The sequence below is a fragment of the Saccharospirillum alexandrii genome (assembly GCF_043641555.1).
Classification (GTDB): Bacteria; Pseudomonadota; Gammaproteobacteria; order Pseudomonadales; family Natronospirillaceae; genus Saccharospirillum; species Saccharospirillum alexandrii_A.
Map to the genome: position 1 here is coordinate 402216 of NZ_JBHZRJ010000004.1, position 17512 is coordinate 419727.

Genomic DNA, 17512 nt, shown 5'->3' on the forward strand with positions numbered 1-17512 from the left:
AGTGGAGATTTCAGAGGTGTTTCCCAAGGATAGTCAGCCCCAAAGGCTATACTGTGGTCATTGCCAAGGTCATCTCGACCTACAATTTGCAGATTTCCATGAAATAGTTAGTGGCGTAGAAATTAGTATTGAGGATCTTCCCAAATTGCGCTGCACCAAATGTGAAGTAGATTATCTGCCAGACAAATCCAGATTTGCCATTATCGAATTGCACAAACAAGCATTCGAGAAAAAGAGTGATAGGGTAAGTGTTTCGCGCAACAAGACAGATAAAGATTACGGATATGGGGTTGCGTCTTTCATCTATGATTCTGATGACTATGAATACATCCCAGGCCTAAAAAGGCCTTGGAATATCGGATTCTTGACGCCGGTATTTTTTAATCGTGAAGTATTGATAAAGTACGACGCGTCTCCCGTTTACCGTCTAAGCTTTGCATCAGCGACCTACGGTGAAATTAGACGCGGGGAGAATTTCTCGATCCCGTTCGGCATCAACAAAAATGGTAAAGTTGTAATGTGGCTCGGTGATATTGCCGAGCTACCTGATTCAGAACAATATTATCTTCGCTCAGAAAATGTAGAGTCGGATCACTCAATTGGGTCGGAATTCTATGATGGCCAAATCGAATGCATTTTTACCGAATTATCGAGAGAAAATTCCCTTTTTAAAAGTAGATCAAGGTTTCTAGAGAACTGCTTTAACCAGTTTGATGAAAAGATTGCCCACCTTGATGATGAGGTGCTTGAACTTTCTATTTCTTTTAACGCGCCCGTTGTAGATACCGAAAAGGAGCGTCGGCACGTCGCTGACACCCTCAACAAGATCTATGTTGAGTCCTTTGACAACAAGGCATTGGGTAGGTTGGTAGAGCGTTTGGGTGGCGACCCGAAAAGTTTGGGAAGTATAAAGAGGTTGCAGAAATTTATTGAGTTGTCTTGTCCGGCTATCGATGCAGCTTCGATCATGAGTCCTTTTTATATTCTCTACGATTTTCGCGTTGCATATTCTCATCTAAGCTCCGACGAAAGTTCCCAGCAAAAGCTAGACTACGTATGTGATCGCTTGGGTATTGAGCACTTGTCAGATCTTACGATTATTTATAGATCAATAATTGACTCTCTTCGTGAATCATTCGATAAGCTTTCTGAGGAATTGGAAACCAAGACCGAGAATGCTTAACAAGTGAATCAAGCCGACCGTTTTGCGCTGGCGCTCCAAACGGCGGCTTATTCAAGGCGTTAGAAGGCATTATGTATTTAGCTTGGTCAATCTATCTGTTTTGGTTGCTTCTTCTTTTAGGCTCGTTTGTAGTAGTGGCGAAGCTAAAGGTTTTGAAGTTTTTTGCAGTTTTAATTTTGATCGCTGGCTTGTTTAGTTGTGGTATTTTTAGCTACGTATTTATCCTAAATAACGGCTCAAGTGTGGCGCAACTTTCAGAGAGGAAAGATCTATGGTCTTTATGGTTTGATTTTTGGATTCCATTGTCTTTTTTATCACTGATTAGTTTAGTAAGTTGCCTGGTTTATTTTCTGGTCAGGTTAATTAAGCGAGATAACGTAGAGCAATTGGTATATGTTTTAGTTCTGTTAGGGCAGTCGGCACTTTGTGCATATCACGTTATTTCTAATATGCCAGATGCTTAGGGTACTGCCATCTAACAAACCAAGGCTACTCAGGCCAAAACACCGCTACGCGGCTGGCCTTGGACTCAATCACGCTTCGCGCGATTTCGCCGTAGCTTAGGAACGTTAAGTACCATTAAGAACTCCGAGATTGAAGGAATTAAATGAAGCAAAAAATAAATGGATTTTATGGGCCTTTCTTTGGAGTAGTTGATTACGAGCCAGATAAAATAGACGAAGTATCTATTACTGAACTTACAGTCTGTGGAAAATTCCCTGTTGTTGTACTAGTACAAGAGTCGCTTGATCAAAATGGTAATCCTTTAGAAACGCTACCTATAGCAATAACTTTAGGGACTTATGGGGCAGAACTTCGAACTCTAAAGGTAATCAACTCAGAACAAAGCCGATGGGGAATGACTCTGGCCATTGAAGACATATATGGAGAGTATTCTTATTCTATTTTCGAGTTGAAAATAGTAAGTACAGACCCCGTAAATAAACCACTAAACCCGGAGATATGTGACATTTCGGGAAACGTAAAACATGAAAACGTTGCCATTTTTGCTACGAAGTTTATTCATAAATTTGTAGAGGCATACAAGGGAGTAAATAAGTCTAAAAAGGACTGGATTCCTGAAATTACACCTTCAAGACTAAGTCCGTGGCACAAAATGACAGCCAAGAACTTTGAAGGTAATGAGATTTGGACTATGCAAGTTTACGACCAAAGAGGAACTGGTGTAGGTCTTGGTAACAATTTATCCGATGAACAAATGCAGCTTTTGCAAACTTCATTAAAGCGAAACTATGTAGAAGATAGTGCTACGAAATTTAGGCAGCTGGCAAACAAATATAAGATTCAGAAAGATTACCATTCTTTTTGTGTTTTTGTGGTTATATCTTTCGAGCACTGGGTTTTCAGAGAAATCCGAACAGCCTTACTTTCAAAAGGTAAAACAAACGAAGAAATTGACAATTTTTTTTATCAGGTTGATAAAAAAGGTAAAAAGCGCAACATTTCCAGAGAAGATGCTTTGGCGCTAGCAATTGGAAGTAAAAATTTTAAAAATAACCCTTCTTATATTCAATTTATCGAAAAAGTAGTAGCGCGGCGTGATTCAATAGTACACGGAAGGAAAGAGAATTTGACTGAAAATTGCACAGAAGAAATGGTGAATATAGTCAGTTCTTTAATGACGTTTTTAAGCTCTAAAATGTTTCCTAAATAGGCACTTAACAAACGCATTAAATCGCTCGTAAACTCGCTGGGACACAAACACGGCGGCTGTGTCACTTCGTTCCGATTACAGCCGCCGTATTTGTGCCCTTTATGCGGGCGTTAAGCACCCAATAAGGTTCAGTATGGAAATCGAAGAACAACAAAATGAAGTTGTACCTCAAATGGAAAAGAAAGAGCTTTATAAAATAGCTATCGAGACCAGAAATCTTGAAATTGGTATGTTTTGGCAAAGGTCCAATTATTTTATGGCTCTGAATACAGCTATTGCTATTGGCTTTTTCACTCAAAAAGCTGGCCCCTACGGTATTATCCTTGCAGCTCTTGGCGCTGTTGTTTCACTTCTATGGTTTTTTGTCAATCTTGGGGGTAAGTACTGGCAATCCCGATGGGAGCGCCGTGCATCTATTTACGAACAAGAAGTTGCACCTGATGCTAATCTATTTTCGGCTAGCAAAGGAACTATTCAGCAGGACGTTGAAGAAAGTCTAAACAGAGGTGAGCACAAAGGGTTTCAAAAATGGCTTGATAAAAAAATACTAGATAAGCCTTCAGTAAGTTATCAAATGATGGTTCTTTCTTTTTTCTTTGTCTGCTTTTGGGGTGCGGCAATGGCTGTATATATAGTCGTAGGTAAAAGTGCTTAACAAACACATCAAAAACCGCTCCACTTCGTTGCGCTGGACCTCCCTTTCGGTCGGCCTTTTATGTGGGCGTTATTTGTAAGGTGTTGATATGAAAAGTGGAAAGCAACGCCGTCACGAAATAAAGCAGAAAAGAACTGAGCGAGCTGAAGCACTAAAGCGCGAGCTTGGGGGCAAAGCTTTTTTGGAAGCAAAAGCATTATCAAGTACGGTTGTGCAAGCTGATCATTCAGAATTAGTACACAATAATACATACGGCAGTTTCCCTGATTACTATCATGATGTTGTCTTTAATTGTGTTGAGTGTGGTGAAAACTCGCTTTGGACTTCCAAGTCTCAAAAGTGGTGGTATGAGATAGCGAAAGGATCAATTTGGTCTACTGCTTCAAGGTGTTCTAGTTGCCGTAAGTTGCGGCGAGAAGCTAAAGAAGAACAGAAAAAACATATGGAAGAAATGGCAAGGAAGGAACCTCATCCAAACGAGCAGTTCTTTCGTTCCAAATAACAAAACGCTGTAGCAATACAGCCTTAAATACACCGCTTCGCGGCAGGCTGTGGACTCGCGTTCGCTCGCCGCTAAGCTCTGCGTTAGAGGCAATATGGAACCCGAGTATTTTGTAAAAGCTCTTGAGAATGAGTGCAGGGATTCAGCTGTTGAACGGTGCCTGGAAGATTTTGAGTCACCCCCGGGGCGCAAACCTGAGCCATCGCTTGTTCAGATGTCTGATTGGTTCAAATCATTGTCGTCCGCTGATCGCGATATGGTGGCTAGAGCAATGCGAGAGGCAGCAGATGCTACCTTGTTTGGGGTTTTATGTGTGCTGGATGGAGTTCGACCGATTGAGAATGGACCCGAGAAGTCGAGCTTTAAACTCATTGCGCAGAAGGCCAACGAGGAAACAGTAATATACCCCACGGCCGTGGACTTACATGACCTCAAACAAAGCGACTAACCAGTCATTCAAGTTCGTTCCCGGCCTAGCGGCCGTCCACCGGACGCCCTAGTCGGGCGCCGCTTAATATTGGCGTTAGAGCTAATGATGAATCAGCAACTTGTGGGTTTGGCCAATAACACCAAGTGGAATGAGCTACAGCAAACAATGTCTGGCTATGGCCAAAGGGCTCCCTACTGGAAAACTCAGGCCACTAATGGTTTTGTCTATCCTCCAGATGGCTGGGACGGCGATTGGGCATACCATTTCCGTTTAGGTGAGCACAAATTTATAGAGTGGTGCGAGATGCAGCCGAGAGCTAAAGATGAAGGGCTAACCTTGGCCGAGGTTGTAGAGATTTGCCGTCACATTGGATTTGAAACTGAAGTTTACGAGACCTCTGTGCGAGTGATTGGGTATCGGAGGCTCTAACAATGCAAGTCACGGCGACGTCTACGGGGGCTAAAGGGGCTAAATAGACACCCATCTTAGTGGCACCTGAAGCTGTCTTGTTCTCGGAACAGAAAGAGAGCGTAGTGGTTACTGGTGAAGAGGATCGTAGGCGACTAATTGAAGTGTTTAGCCCCAATAATCATGATTTTCAGGCATAGTAGAACGTCAGGAAGTCCTGATAATGGAAATTTGAAGGGTTGGTTAGGTTAAGTTAGATGCGTAGCAGTCGCGAGCCCGGGTGTTCGCTGATACCCAAACCGCTGACACTGGGCTTTGATTGACATGACCGTGCCCACTAAACCTTTAAACTGGCTCTCGAAATGCTGAGTGTTGTAGATCCAGTGGTCAGTATCGATATTGAGTCGTTCGAGAATCGGTGGAGCTTTCTGGTCGATGCTTCCGCGCTTGTCTGTGCGAATCTGTCTTCCCGTCCAGTCAACCAGTTCCAGATAGTCCTGTAGCCGAAAGGGCAGGCCTGCTGGCATGTTCTGTCGAGGGTAGCCTACGAACGGAAACAAAGGTCTCGGCTGTTTTGGTTCAATGCTTTGATGCTCGCTTCGAGCCGTATTGATGCGTTCTTTGACTGACGTAAAGTCGGAAGTTTCAGGAGTATCAGCCATTTGGGCACGAATGGGGTTTAAATCGACATAGGCCAGGCAGGTTGCCAGAGCCGTTTCATCCAGCAATGCCTGGGATTTGAACCTGCCCTCCCAGAATCGGCCAGTGCAGCCGTCTTCTGAGTTGGCCTGACGCGCGATGTCTTCGTTCAAGGCCCGCATGAACCAACTGATCGACATCAGGCGCTCACGCCATTCTGTCACCAGTTCTGAGAGGACTTTGAGTTGCTCTTCATACAGGTCTTTTCCGGCCAAATACTCGTGGCTTAGGAAATTGCCGGCATACAAGGTGTGCCAGCGTTGAATGACTTCGGTATCTGACCAGGCTTTGGCTTTCTCAGCGTTGATGTGCAGCACAATGTGGTAATGGTTGGACATAACCGCATAGGCACAGATATCGAGTGCATAAACTTCGGCCAGCGCCATCATACGCTGCTCAATCCAGCCACGGCGGTGTTCGTAGTCGTTACCGGAGTGTTCATCACGGCCGCACAGAAAGGCGCGACGCACGCACCGGGAGGTGCAGTGGTAGTAGGGTGTCGCCTCTAGGGCGATTTGGCTTTTCCTTGAACGCGGCATAATGTCTTACCCTGACGGCCTGTTTTAGAAATGCTGTATAAACTACTGGATGGATGTTCTGAGGTCAAGTGTTAATGTGGGTGTCTATGCAGCAGCACAAGTCCCGCTCGACGAATTGTTTGTCGATTTTGAAGCGCAAGTCGAAAGCAGTGACGGAGATGAAGAATTGTTTGTCAGTGAGAAGGGGGGAAACTCGAGTTCCTTTGCGACGACCATGATTCGCACCAAAGAGGGAGAATATTATGAGTGGTCGGCGACGGGTCGAATTGGCGTGTCACTGGCACAATTATCGGCCGCCAATGATCTCGCCTTTTCCTTTCGACGAGCCGCGTCTCGGTTGGTAGAAATGGGTGGAAAGGAATGGGGACGGCAATGACGTAAGCCCGAATCCGTCGGCCAGGTCTGACTCATGTACAGCCCTGACATGGGCGAATTGCCGCTTCATGTTTTCTCTAAGATTGCTTGGAATCAGTGTGTATCGATCTTTTCGTCCCTTACCGTTGAATACGAGCGAGTTGCGGCTTTTGAGGTCGATGTCTTTCACGCGGGCTAAATAGACACCCATCATAGTGGCACCTGAAGCTGTCTTGTTCTCGGAACAGAAAGAGAGCGAAGTGGTTACTGGTGAAGAGGATCGTAGGCGACTAATTGAAGTGTTTAGCCCCAACAATCATGATTTTCAGGCATAGTAGAACGTCAGGAAGTCCTGATAATGGAAATTTGTAGGGTTGGTTAGGTTAAGTTAGATGCATAGCAGTCGCGAGCCCGGGTGTTCGCTGATACCCAAACCGCTGACACTGGGCTTTGATTGACATGACCGTGCCCACTAAACCTTTAAACTGGCTCTCGAAATGCTGAGTGTTGTAGATCCAGTGGTCAGTATCGATATTGAGTCGTTCGAGAATCGGTGGAGCTTTCTGGTCGATGCTTCCGCGCTTGTCTGTGCGAATCTGTCTTCCCGTCCAGTCAACCAGTTCCAGATAGTCCTGTAGCCGAAAGGGCAGGCCTGCTGGCATGTTCTGTCGAGGGTAGCCTACGAACGGAAACAAAGGTCTCGGCTGTTTTGGTTCAATGTTTTGATGCTCGCTTCGAGCCGTAGTAATACTGTATGAACTACTGGTTGAACGCCTGAGGGTCAAGTATTGTTGTGGGTGTCCGCGCAGTATTTCTTAGGCAGCTATCAAGGCATTGCTTCTGATAGATAGCATTAATAGATAGGGCGGGTGTCTCGTTTTTTTGGCCCTTGAAACGGGGTAAGAAGCGCGAAAGTGTGCGCTGCGTCCCGGTTTTTTTCTCGCGTATCTAGATAGTTTCCAAGTGGGCTTGCCGTCACGAAGGGTTGAACCGCATCGGCTGGGGATTGACTAAACAAGCTGTCGACATCCAGAACCTGGGGTTTTCAAACCCCTTTGGAAGTGTGGACTGCAGCGCGTCTCTGTTGGCAATCGGTGACTGTCTGTACGTCCTATACGCCTGTATTCAGCGGTTAGGCTGAACACCACGAAAACCAGGTGACGGGGGAAATACCTATGCACCGTTTAAATCTCGGATCCGTGCTTGCTTTGTTGTCATGCTTCTCGTTGCTCTCAGCCTGCGGCGGTGGGGGCGGTACAGGCGCAAACGCTATTCCGGTGGCCACTGGTCAGTCGGTCAGCACCTATGAAAATACGCCTCTGGAAATTACACTCACCGGCAACGACGATGATGGCGATAGCCTAATTTTTAGTGTCAGCGGCGATCCTGCCAACGGCACACTGAGCGGCGCGATGCCTGATCTTATCTATACACCGAATGCAGATTTCTCCGGTGACGACTCGTTCACTTTTACCGTCAATGACGGCAGCGCGACGTCTGCTCAGGCCACTGTCAGCATCACGGTAACCCCGATGTACACCATAGGCGGTACGGTTACCGGCATGGTGAATGCCGGCCTGTCGCTGGAGAATAACGGGGCTGACAGCCTGGAAGTGGCGGGCGTCAGTTTCGAGTTTCCCACGCAATTGTCCGGTGGTAGCACTTACAACGTGACCGTAGCGGTGCCGCCCGAGCAGCAGCTTTGCCAGGTCGCCAATGCCAGCGGCACGGTGGGGGCGGCGGATGTGAATGATGTCGAAGTATTGTGTCGCTACTGGCGCACGGCAGCGGCGATCGAGACCAATTCCGGTGACGCGAGCGTGCCGCAGATTGCCTTTGACGGTAACGGCAACGCAATGGCTGTTTGGATCCAGGACGACGGCAGCTACGACCGGGTCTGGGCTAGTTCCAGGTCGGCCGGCAGTGGCTGGGGGGTGCCAACCGTCATCTCTGGTAGTACCGGGGATGCGCAAACGCCGCAGGTTGTATTTGACAGCAACGGTGTTGCTACAGCGACGTGGACGCAAGCGAGCACTTATACCAATCTCTGGGTAAACCGCTACCAGTCGGGCGCCTGGGGCTCTGCCGGGTTCATCGAGTTCAACGGCGGCAATGCGACTGATCCGCAGATTGCCGCGGACAGCGCCGGAAATCTTATGATTGTCTGGGAGCAAGACGAGCCACCCCCGGCCACGCCCAATCCGACGAATATCTGGGCCATTTACTACGCGTCGGGCAGTGGATGGGGAACGGCGGAAAAAATCGAAACCGACGGCGGTTCGGCCCAGCTGCCAAATATTGCATTCGACAGCGAGGGCAATGCCATCGCGGTGTGGTCGCAATACAACGGCAGTACGGCGTTTGATATCCGCGCCAACAGTTACACGTCCGGCGGAACCTGGGGCACGTCAGAAGACATTGAAAGCACCGATGCGGGCAATTCGTTTAACCCGCAGATCGTCATCGACAGCACGGGTGTGGCGACCGTGGTGTGGTCGAGCAACGATGGCACACGCAACAATATATGGGCCACGAGCTACACGGCCGCGAGCGGATGGGGTGCGGATGAACTCCTCGAGACCGACAACGCCGGCAGCGCCTTCAACCCGCAGATTGCAGTCGACCGTGCCGATAACCTCATAGCCGTCTGGCGCCAGGACGATGGTATGCGATACAACATCTGGGCCAACACCTCCACACCGGAAGACGGCTGGGGCATGGCTGAACTGGTTGAACATACTGATAGCAGCGCCAGCAGTCCGCAGGTTGCGTTCGATGGTGACGGTAATGCAATTGCCGTGTGGTCGACCTTCAGCATTTGGGCGAATACCTGGTCGCCCGGTGACAGTTGGAGCGCAGAGCGGCGCATCGAAACTGACGAAGCCGGTAGTGCCACCGTGCCACAAGTTGGGTTCGACCCTGATGGCAATGCCATCGCCGTGTGGTCCCAGGGGGACGGCACGCGAACCAACATCGAAGCCAACAGCTTCGATTAACATTGCGTAAAGCGTCAACAAGCGCAAAGAGACACCCATCCTACTGGCGACGCTTGGGGTATAAGCCTGCCTTCCCTGAATCTACCCGTGCCGAGATCTTCTGTGTTGGCCTGGTGTGCCCTATCTTTGATCACGTTCACAGCCGATATCGAAAAAGAACTACCCAGCTCAGCGATTCGCGTATCGGCGGTTCAGGCGCTAATCTAAAAGGGTTGGCAACGTACACTTCATAGGTGCCGTGCGTCGGAGCTGGCACTCTTTTTACTCAGGTGGTGAATTCAATGTCCAAAATGATTTTTGTGAATCTCCCGGTCGCTGATCTCGATCGGGCGATGGGGTTCTATGCCGCCCTGGGTTTTACAAACAACCCGGATTTTTCAGACGATACCGCTGCATGCATGGTGTGGAGTGAAGCCATCTACGTGATGCTGCTCACTCACGCGAAGTGGCGAACGTTTACCCAGCGCCCTATACCGCCTGCTACCGCGAGTGAAGTGATGCTGGCAGTAACCTGCAATGACCGCGAGGCTGTTGATGCCATGAACACCGTTGCGGTGAAAAACGGAGGTACTGCAGACATCAACCCACCTCAGGATCATGGCTTTATGTACAGCCGAAGCTTGGCGGATCTCGATGGCCATGTCTGGGAAGCCTTCTGGATGGACCCTGCGGCGATTCCCGGTGCCGGTTAGCGCGTGTCATCGCCGTCAACCCTCGGGCATTGAGCGGTAATTCGGAGGAACCATGCTGGAGGCACTAGACACAGGGGTGAGCGCTTGGCTGTGGCCGGGCGGGTCGACGGTATTGGCGGTCCTACTGACCTATGGAGCGTACCGTATAGCGCTGGGACTGGTCCGCAAGCTGTCGGAAGCCGGTTCGGTGCTGCGGTTGTTTCTCGACCCATCGACGCGCGCTATTGGTGCCGTGGTGTGTCTGTTGGCCCTCTCCATCTCTCTGAATACCTTGCCATCAGATTTACCGTTGCTGAACTCATTGCAGCAACTGACCACGTTATCGTTAATTCTCGCTCTGACGTGGGCTACAGTCAGACTGACGTCGGCGATTGGTGAGGTCATAGTTGCGCTAAACCCCGTGCTCGAAGGACAATGGAAGCGAGCACGGAAGGTGGAGACGCAAACCCGCTTTTTGGTCCGGGGGTTGAATATACTGATCGTGATCATTGGCGCAGGCGCGGCACTGATGACGTTTGAGTCGGTACAACACATGGGTGCGAGTCTGCTGGCATCTGCAGGTGTTGGGGGGCTGGTACTGGGCTTTGCCGCGCGGCCGGTGTTGAGTAATTTGTTGGCGGGTATGCAAATCGCTCTGACCCAGCCATTTCGGATCGATGATGTTTTGTATGTTCAGGGTGAATGGTGTTGGGTTGAAGAGGTCACGGCGACCTATGTGGTGCTTCGTGTCTGGGATTTACGGCGCTTGGTGATCCCGCTTCAATGGTTTATTGAAAACTCGTTTCAGAACTGGTCTCGTAACAACGCAGACCTGTTGGGTACGGTCTTTATTTGGGTGGATTACACCATGCCCGTTGAACCCCTTCGCCAGGAATTTACCCGGTTGCTTGCGCAGTCAGATCGCTGGGATGGCCAGGTAGCGACGGTGCAAGTAACCGATTCCAACGATCAGGCCATGCAAGTCCGCTTCTTGATGAGTGCCTCGGATTCCAGTCGGAACTGGGATCTGAGGTGTGCGATTCGGGAGGGCCTGGTCACGTTTATTCAGGAGCACCACCCCGACCAGTTGCCTCGCCTGCGTGCGCGGCTCGTCGAGTAGATTCGGCCCGGGCTGAATAACCAGGCCTGGCATCGGTGCCAAAACCTCCGTTTAGCTCAGTTTTTGATGCCTGTGATGGCTAGCGTTAGGCAGTATCCAGAGAGGGAATCCTATGAGTTTCTATGAAGACAAAGAGAATGTAGATAAGTACATCGAGATGTGTAAAGACTACGATGGAAGTAACATCCATGAACTGTTGAAGAAGACCCTTAAGGAAGGAAAGTCCGTTCTTGAACTCGGTACTGGCCCGGGTTTTGATATTCCATTCCTAAAAAAGCACTATCAAGTCACTGGCTCAGATTTCTCTGACGAGTTTTTAGTGCGCTGCAAAGAAAAATACCCGGATATCAATTTTGTAAAAATTGATGCAAAAAACATTGATATCAATGAAGAATTTGACTGCATTTATTCTAACAAAGTACTGCATCATTTAACCAGGGATGAGCTTTCATCATCACTATCCGCACAAGCAAGCCTTTTATCGTCTGATGGAATGATTGCTCATTCGTTCTGGATGGGCGAAGAAGACCAGGTTATGGAGGGCTTGCTATTTACCTATTACCGTAAAGAAGTCCTTTTGGGCATTATTTCGGAGAATTTTGAAGTAGTAACAACATTGAGTTACCAGGAGTTTGAAAAAGATGATTCCTTATTCGTGATTGCAAAGTTAAGGTCAAATGCATAGCCAATGAACGCCTCTGCCTCGCTCTTCTTTGTTAAGCAGCCTGTTAATCGCGCAGTAAGACGCCAGTACTCTAAACGGAGAACGTCATGCTAGAGTTAAAACCCAATTGTGAGTGCTGTGACATGGACCTACCGCCGGATGCCCAAGACGCGGTAATTTGTACGTTCGAATGTACGTTCTGCGAGGCGTGCGCATCGGGTGTACTGGGCGGCTTGTGTCCCAACTGTGGTGGTAATTTTTCGCCGCGTCCCATCCGACCTGCATCGCTGCTTGCTAAGTTTCCCGCATCAACGAAACGAGTGGTAAAGGCCGGCGGCTGCAGCGCCAATTGGTAAGCAGTCGAGGCAGTGCACGGTTTTAAGGTGCAGTACACCACTGGCCCGTTGCACGTTCTGAATGTTTAGGTTCGCACCCCCAACAATGTAGCGCCCTATGCGTGACAGAGCGGTGCAAGCTGCTGGTTTCGCCACAGGTAGGTGGTAAGCCCCGGTGTTTTCAGTGCTTTCTGCAGAATGAAATAGGCATCCAGGTCGAACGAGTCTGTGTGGTTCTGGTGTTCAAGGTGGGTCAGCTCGGGAATATCGGGCGCGGTGCCGAGGAACGCCCAGTTATAAATAAGGTGCCAGTCGGAGCGTGTTGGCTGCATGTGATCGGGCTCTTCGATAACGATGGGACCAGACCAACGCCAGGCTTTTAGTTGTCGGCTCGCTAACGCTCGGTAAAGGCGCTTGTTGTGCTGTGCCAGCGGTTCTTCGCCACAGCAAGCCCCCAGGCAGCGTCCTATTTGGTGGCCAAAACACCGGCCACTGCCTCGTTCGAGACCCAAAACGCGCTCACACAGTTTGAACTGTTGGACCAGTGTTCTGAGGTGCTTATCCGCGGACGCTTTACTAATGAACAGCCCATAGAGCTCTGGTTCACTCTGCTTTGTACTCAATGCTTTAATGGCAAGCTGAACTCCTTCGCTGCCCGACTCTGGGGTTGGGTGCAGCGCCCAGAGCTGGCGGGTTTTTCGCTGGCGCCGGTTGTAGAGTGGTTGCAGTGTCTTGATCTGTCGATTTTCCAACAGCAACGCGCCAATCTCCCCGGCTGTCCGTGTCCACTCAATACGCGCTGTTTGGCTCACCAGTCGAGCTTCCCTGGTATCAGTATGGCGAGCCCGATAGTGGCTGTGCACCCGCTGAGCGATGTGGATGCTCTTGCCCACATAGAGCAGAGCGCCCTGCCTGTTGTAAAAGCGATAAACGCCTGAGCTAGAAGGCAAGTTCAGGTCAGACAGATTCAGCAAAGCGGATGTCCGTGTTCAGAGTGATTTAATGAAGGTACGCACTATACTGGCAATTTGGTCACAATCACTAGTGAGCGAGCGGGATATACCATCGCCAGCTGTAGGTGCAGTGGATCAAGGCGTGCCAGCCTGGGTGGTGTTTTTTATATCACCTGGGTGGGTGGTAAGCGCAATGAGAGTGAGGTAGTTGTCCCGGTGGTTCACGCGGCCGCTGGTGCTCACGGAGTCGACAAAAGCCGGTCAACGGACCAACTGAACAAGGAGTATTGATGATGAATATGGGTGCTTTCTCAATTAGCCTGACGGTAAAAGACATTAACGCCTCGCGTGATTTCTACGAAAAGCTGGGTTTCACGCAGTTTGGCGGAGACATCGAACACAACTATCTGATCATGAAAAACGGTGAGTGTCTGGTGGGCTTGTTTCAGGGAATGTTTGACAAGAATATTCTGACGTTCAACCCAAAATGGAACAGCAACGCCGAGTTCGTTGAGGGTGCACCGGATGTGCGTGATATTCAGCGTGCGTTGCAAGCTAAGGGTATCGTGTTGATTGAACAAGCGGATGAGTCCTCAACGGGGCCAGCGCACATTACGCTGGAAGACCCGGATGGGAATCCGATACTGATTGACCAACATGTTTGATCCGAGGGTGCGAGGGCTTGCGTAACCAGTCGGTATTAACGGACCGGCTGATCAATGCCCGAATGCACCCTAGTGGTCCATGCGGAAAGTTCTGTCACTGTTCACTTTGTCATCAAGCCCAGAGCTTCGTTGTCAAACCTTGAAATAGCGGTGCTATTCCGGCGGTTTTCCGCCTCGCTCTGAACTTGATGGCGTCGTTCCTTAGTAACAGAACTTTCCGCATGGACCACTAGTCCCTGGAAAGCAACCGTGGGCACCGAGGGTAGCGAGTGCACTCGGAGACACCGGCTTTTGCTGAAGGGTTATGCAGTCCAGCCACCATTTGCCGGGAGTATCTGTGGCACAGCCGCGATACCAGGCGTAACAGGCCTGTAGAGAAGCTGTGAATCGAGCTGACCCTTAAACGTCCGATCGTGGCCTTTTGGGAACGGTAACACCGAGCCGCAGGGTGACTATTTCTGGATCGCAATGGTCGTCCACTGATCGTTCTGCCTGGCATTAAAGTGCGTTAACGAAACGTATTCCAGTTCGTCATACTCTATCGGTAGAATCAGACGATTGGCGCTCAGGTCGTAAGCGCCCCAATGCCCGTCTTGGCTCACAAAGGCTACGGAAGGTGTAAAGATCTCAACAGCCTGATAGTCAATGGGTAAGAGCGTCTCATTGCGCCGGTTAATCACCCCCCAGCGCTGACCTTGTTGTACTTTTATGGTGTTGTCGAAATTGGGTCTCACGTCATCATAGATGGGGTCAGCAATGATGTTGCGTTCGTTGTCCAGTATGCCCAGCTTACCCAGGCCATCTGGTTTTGGACCTGTTGGGTTTTGGTGGCCCAGTTCAACAAATTCCCTGCCTTCCAGGTCGGTATAATAGTAAAAAGATTTTGTTTGCGTCGACCGATCTTCTGAGAAGACATAAGTCTTAGTTCTGAAATACCCACGTCTGTCGTACTCGATGTCACTGTATTTTGGATCGACGATGTAGTCTCCAGAGGTATTGATCAAGCCTTTAAAGCGGCTGTTGTTCGGGCCTGCGACAGCAAGTACGTTGTCGACATCCTCGTAGTAGGTGAACGGTTCAACAGTCCCGAAGACATAGTCGGTTAGAAGGGTCCCTTCGCGGTTCATCAGTGCAGATTGACGCCGCATTTGGTTGCTTTCAGGCGACAGCACAACCGATACGCCGTGCTTGAAGTGTGTTGGAATCCGGTAGTCTCTAAAGGGAATGACGGAGACGCCATCCCGGTTAAAGAAGGCCGATTGCCCTTCGGCATTGTCGACTCTCATTAAGCCTTCAGAGGCTTCGAAAATGGTGTCGTATATCGGTGGGATCACAATATCCGCATTGGCATTGATAAGACCGTCTCTGCCATCTTTCGTCACAATAGCGAGGCCCCCTTTGAACGGGCTTATAGAGTCATAGGTTGCGTTCTCCAGCCACCCTTTGGTAGCTGAATACAGGCTTCTTCTCGACCCCAGTTTTTCTCCATAGTAGTAGTAATCGATGAGGTATAGCTCTTGCTCATCAAGGTAAGTCAGGTTGAAATATTCCGGCTCTATTACCAGCTTGCCGGTCGTGTCGATGAGGCCCTCCCGGTGTTTGTAGTAAACCTGCTGGTTTTCGCTCCCGGACCGGGTGCGGGTGTAAGGAACCTGCCGTTCGACGATGGCTAACTGATCTGCGCCAAACTCTTCAATGTCGTTGTACAGGGTATCGGCGATCAATTCGCCACGGGTATTGATGAGGCCCACCATGCGGTCGCTGTTTTCTACTTTTGCCAACCCGTACTCATCAAAGCTGTGAATACGCCTGAAGCCCCGTTCATTCAGTTTGTTGCCATCCACGTCGGTTAAGAAGTAGGCATCATCTGCTTTGGTGACCAGGCCCCAGGGGTAGGTACGGCTTATTTGGTCGTAGCTGTAGTAGACATCAGGTTTGCTGGCAATGATCTTGTAGCGCTTCAAAAGGTCGTTAACCGATTGCGGGTCGATGTTTCTCGCGAAGTGGGAGATGGTACCCAAAGTCAGAAAGAGTAGCGTGAATATCAGTATTTTTTTCATAAGCTTTATATCGGGTCTGTACTTGAGTGAATGGCGTGACGCCGGGTCGTGATCAGCTCGTGACCATGGAAATGGTGTAGTTGTCCTTGGAACCGCTCACAATACAGGGAAGCAGTGTGCCTGGTGTAAAACGGCCGAGCTCCTCCCGGTTGAACTGGCATACCAAACTGGCCTTCTGAGCGTCGAAAGAGCCGCCGTACAGCTCACCCATTAATTCAAATGATTGAGGCGATACGTCAAACCGGGGTGTAATATCCAACAGTTTGAACAGGGTATCCGACTGGGTAATGTGAGTGTGCTGTTGATCAAGAGATCCCAGGACGTCGATGTAAGCGTTGCTCTTGTTGGCAGGGTCGTAGAACACGATCAGTTCGGTTCCCGGCTCAAGCGGGGCTGTCAGTACCCGGTTGTCAATTCGAAATACCTGGCGGTGGCCCGAGTAGGTTAGCTCTACCGACGTGTAATCGACTCCTTGTGTTGAGTTCACAACCTTGCCGGTCGTTCTTTCTGGCGGGCGGCGAAACCGTCGCTGGCTGAGCGTTTCCCGGACGTTGCCGGGGATTTTAGCGAGCATGGGTAAGATGACAACGAAGGTAAGTGCCATCATGCCAATCAGACCACCCAAGGCGGTACCGGCATTGCTTGAAAGGTAGCTGATGAAACCAAGGTCCAGTATGGCGCCTGGTGAGGTTTGAATAAACATGAAGTACAACAACGCCAGCGCTAGCGCCAGTGAAATGATAGAGCCGACTGCAATCAACATGCTGCGTTTCCCCTACTCAATGAAATTGACGAAAGCGACATCCGGCTTTCTCGCGTTGTACTTGATTTCAATGATCTCTCCGGGGGCCACATCGTGGATGAAGTTCGGCGGGAGATTTTTGAACTCTTTAACGGTATCCAGGTAGGCGATGCTGGCATTGTGTAACGGCTGGTGTTCGCCACCGAGAAAGGTGCCATTCGCTCTGATCGACAGTACTTTTCCCTTGGTGACCGCGTTGCAATGGGCTTTTCTGTATTCCTTTGCTAACAGTTGCCAGGCCAGGTGAATGCTGAACAGGCCACCGATTAACCAGGCAGGTGAGTCAACAATGGCCATGACGATTGAAAGCACCGACATCCCTAGTACGATATAACCATAGGTTTTCATAGCTGTCCTTTAGCGTATAGAAACCGTGGGAATATACAGAAACTTACAATCAATATGCAGGGGTGACTTAAAAGTAGCTGGTATTGGCAACTAAAAGTGGTTTATGGCCGGTGTAATGTCAGGTTTGATGAACCCGGGGCCGAGAGTGTTCTCGCAACCAGGACACCCCTTATGTCTTTCACTGTGCGGCTACAGGCAGCAGAGGCACAGCCCGGTCGCGTACACTACTATCTGCGCGAAAGCGGTTGTGGGCGCTGGTGCTGCGGGCGTGAGATGACGCCAGCACCGCCGCTTATGCACCTGCCTTAAAGTATAGCGTTGCTGGTCTTGTGATCTTTTTTGCATTGGTTCCGTCGGCGTTTTTAACGTACCCTTGGGTTGGTGCCTGGTTCAACGCGAATGAACGATACAGCATCACAATAGACGTGACATTCTACCCGCAGGGGTATCAGC

The 17512-nt window shown here is 49.7% G+C and carries 19 protein-coding genes; 13 read left to right on the forward strand and 6 right to left on the reverse strand.

Going from position 1 to position 17512, the window contains the following annotated elements; all coding sequences use genetic code 11:
- Window position 1 precedes the first annotated feature (1 nt).
- The 6 genes from ACHUE7_RS16355 (at window position 2) to ACHUE7_RS16380 (ending at window position 4874) form a co-directional block, all read left to right on the forward strand.
- Window positions 2-1183 carry a hypothetical protein gene (locus tag ACHUE7_RS16355; RefSeq protein WP_394170942.1) on the forward strand — a complete coding sequence of 394 codons (1182 nt, stop codon included), beginning with the start codon at window positions 2-4 and terminating at the stop codon, window positions 1181-1183.
- A gap of 71 nt (window positions 1184-1254) precedes the next feature.
- Complete coding sequence (locus ACHUE7_RS16360; RefSeq protein ID WP_394170943.1) at window positions 1255-1647, forward strand: hypothetical protein; 393 nt, start codon at window positions 1255-1257, stop codon at window positions 1645-1647.
- A gap of 143 nt (window positions 1648-1790) precedes the next feature.
- On the forward strand, window positions 1791-2858 hold the full coding sequence (locus ACHUE7_RS16365) for a hypothetical protein (RefSeq protein WP_394170944.1): 1068 nt from the start codon (window positions 1791-1793) through the stop codon (window positions 2856-2858).
- A gap of 133 nt (window positions 2859-2991) precedes the next feature.
- Window positions 2992-3513 (forward strand): RipA family octameric membrane protein, encoded by a 522-nt coding sequence (locus ACHUE7_RS16370; protein ID WP_394170945.1) that lies wholly within the window; start codon window positions 2992-2994, stop codon window positions 3511-3513.
- Window positions 3514-3601: 88 nt separating this feature from the next.
- Window positions 3602-4015 (forward strand): zinc-ribbon domain containing protein, encoded by a 414-nt coding sequence (locus ACHUE7_RS16375; protein WP_394170946.1) that lies wholly within the window; start codon window positions 3602-3604, stop codon window positions 4013-4015.
- Between the two features lie 535 nt (window positions 4016-4550).
- Complete coding sequence (locus ACHUE7_RS16380) at window positions 4551-4874, forward strand: DUF6678 family protein (RefSeq protein WP_394171079.1); 324 nt, start codon at window positions 4551-4553, stop codon at window positions 4872-4874.
- Between the two features lie 227 nt (window positions 4875-5101).
- On the opposite strand, the gene ACHUE7_RS16385 is transcribed toward ACHUE7_RS16380, so the two are convergent.
- Window positions 5102-6091, reverse strand: a complete 990-nt coding sequence (locus ACHUE7_RS16385) for a transposase (RefSeq protein ID WP_394170947.1) — start codon at window positions 6089-6091, stop codon at window positions 5102-5104.
- Window positions 6092-6167: 76 nt separating this feature from the next.
- Here ACHUE7_RS16385 and ACHUE7_RS16390 point away from each other — a divergent pair, with 76 nt between their 5' ends.
- Entirely contained in the window at window positions 6168-6467 is a 300-nt protein-coding gene (locus ACHUE7_RS16390) for a hypothetical protein (RefSeq protein ID WP_394170948.1), read from the forward strand.
- Between the two features lie 361 nt (window positions 6468-6828).
- Here ACHUE7_RS16390 and ACHUE7_RS16395 read toward each other — a convergent pair whose 3' ends face one another.
- Window positions 6829-7107, reverse strand: a complete 279-nt coding sequence (locus ACHUE7_RS16395) for a hypothetical protein (RefSeq protein ID WP_394170949.1) — start codon at window positions 7105-7107, stop codon at window positions 6829-6831.
- A gap of 513 nt (window positions 7108-7620) precedes the next feature.
- On the opposite strand from ACHUE7_RS16395, the gene ACHUE7_RS16400 reads away from it, so the two are divergent.
- From ACHUE7_RS16400 to ACHUE7_RS16420, 5 genes are all read left to right on the forward strand, one after another.
- Entirely contained in the window at window positions 7621-9441 is a 1821-nt protein-coding gene (locus tag ACHUE7_RS16400) for an Ig-like domain-containing protein (protein WP_394170950.1), read from the forward strand.
- Window positions 9442-9722: 281 nt separating this feature from the next.
- Complete coding sequence (locus tag ACHUE7_RS16405; RefSeq protein WP_394170952.1) at window positions 9723-10133, forward strand: VOC family protein; 411 nt, start codon at window positions 9723-9725, stop codon at window positions 10131-10133.
- A gap of 52 nt (window positions 10134-10185) precedes the next feature.
- The gene (locus ACHUE7_RS16410; protein WP_394170954.1) at window positions 10186-11232 is read left to right on the forward strand and encodes a mechanosensitive ion channel family protein; all 1047 of its coding nucleotides are present in this window, start codon (window positions 10186-10188) and stop codon (window positions 11230-11232) included.
- A gap of 112 nt (window positions 11233-11344) precedes the next feature.
- Entirely contained in the window at window positions 11345-11917 is a 573-nt protein-coding gene (locus ACHUE7_RS16415) for a class I SAM-dependent methyltransferase (RefSeq protein WP_394170956.1), read from the forward strand.
- A gap of 86 nt (window positions 11918-12003) precedes the next feature.
- The gene (locus tag ACHUE7_RS16420; RefSeq protein WP_394170958.1) at window positions 12004-12252 is read left to right on the forward strand and encodes a DUF1272 domain-containing protein; all 249 of its coding nucleotides are present in this window, start codon (window positions 12004-12006) and stop codon (window positions 12250-12252) included.
- Window positions 12253-12347: 95 nt separating this feature from the next.
- Here the strand turns inward: ACHUE7_RS16420 and ACHUE7_RS16425 are convergent, their stop codons facing one another.
- Window positions 12348-13205 carry a GIY-YIG nuclease family protein gene (locus ACHUE7_RS16425; RefSeq protein WP_394170960.1) on the reverse strand — a complete coding sequence of 286 codons (858 nt, stop codon included), beginning with the start codon at window positions 13203-13205 and terminating at the stop codon, window positions 12348-12350.
- Window positions 13206-13474: 269 nt separating this feature from the next.
- Here ACHUE7_RS16425 and ACHUE7_RS16430 point away from each other — a divergent pair, with 269 nt between their 5' ends.
- Entirely contained in the window at window positions 13475-13849 is a 375-nt protein-coding gene (locus tag ACHUE7_RS16430; protein WP_394170961.1) for a VOC family protein, read from the forward strand.
- Between the two features lie 452 nt (window positions 13850-14301).
- Here the strand turns inward: ACHUE7_RS16430 and ACHUE7_RS16435 are convergent, their stop codons facing one another.
- From ACHUE7_RS16435 to ACHUE7_RS16445, 3 genes are read right to left on the reverse strand one after another with little or no spacing between them, the layout of a single operon-like run.
- Window positions 14302-15909 (reverse strand): WG repeat-containing protein, encoded by a 1608-nt coding sequence (locus ACHUE7_RS16435; RefSeq protein ID WP_394170962.1) that lies wholly within the window; start codon window positions 15907-15909, stop codon window positions 14302-14304.
- A gap of 52 nt (window positions 15910-15961) precedes the next feature.
- Complete coding sequence (locus ACHUE7_RS16440) at window positions 15962-16672, reverse strand: DUF3592 domain-containing protein (protein ID WP_394170964.1); 711 nt, start codon at window positions 16670-16672, stop codon at window positions 15962-15964.
- 12 nt (window positions 16673-16684) lie between these two features.
- Window positions 16685-17059 (reverse strand): hypothetical protein, encoded by a 375-nt coding sequence (locus ACHUE7_RS16445; protein ID WP_127559326.1) that lies wholly within the window; start codon window positions 17057-17059, stop codon window positions 16685-16687.
- Window positions 17060-17512 lie beyond the last annotated feature (453 nt).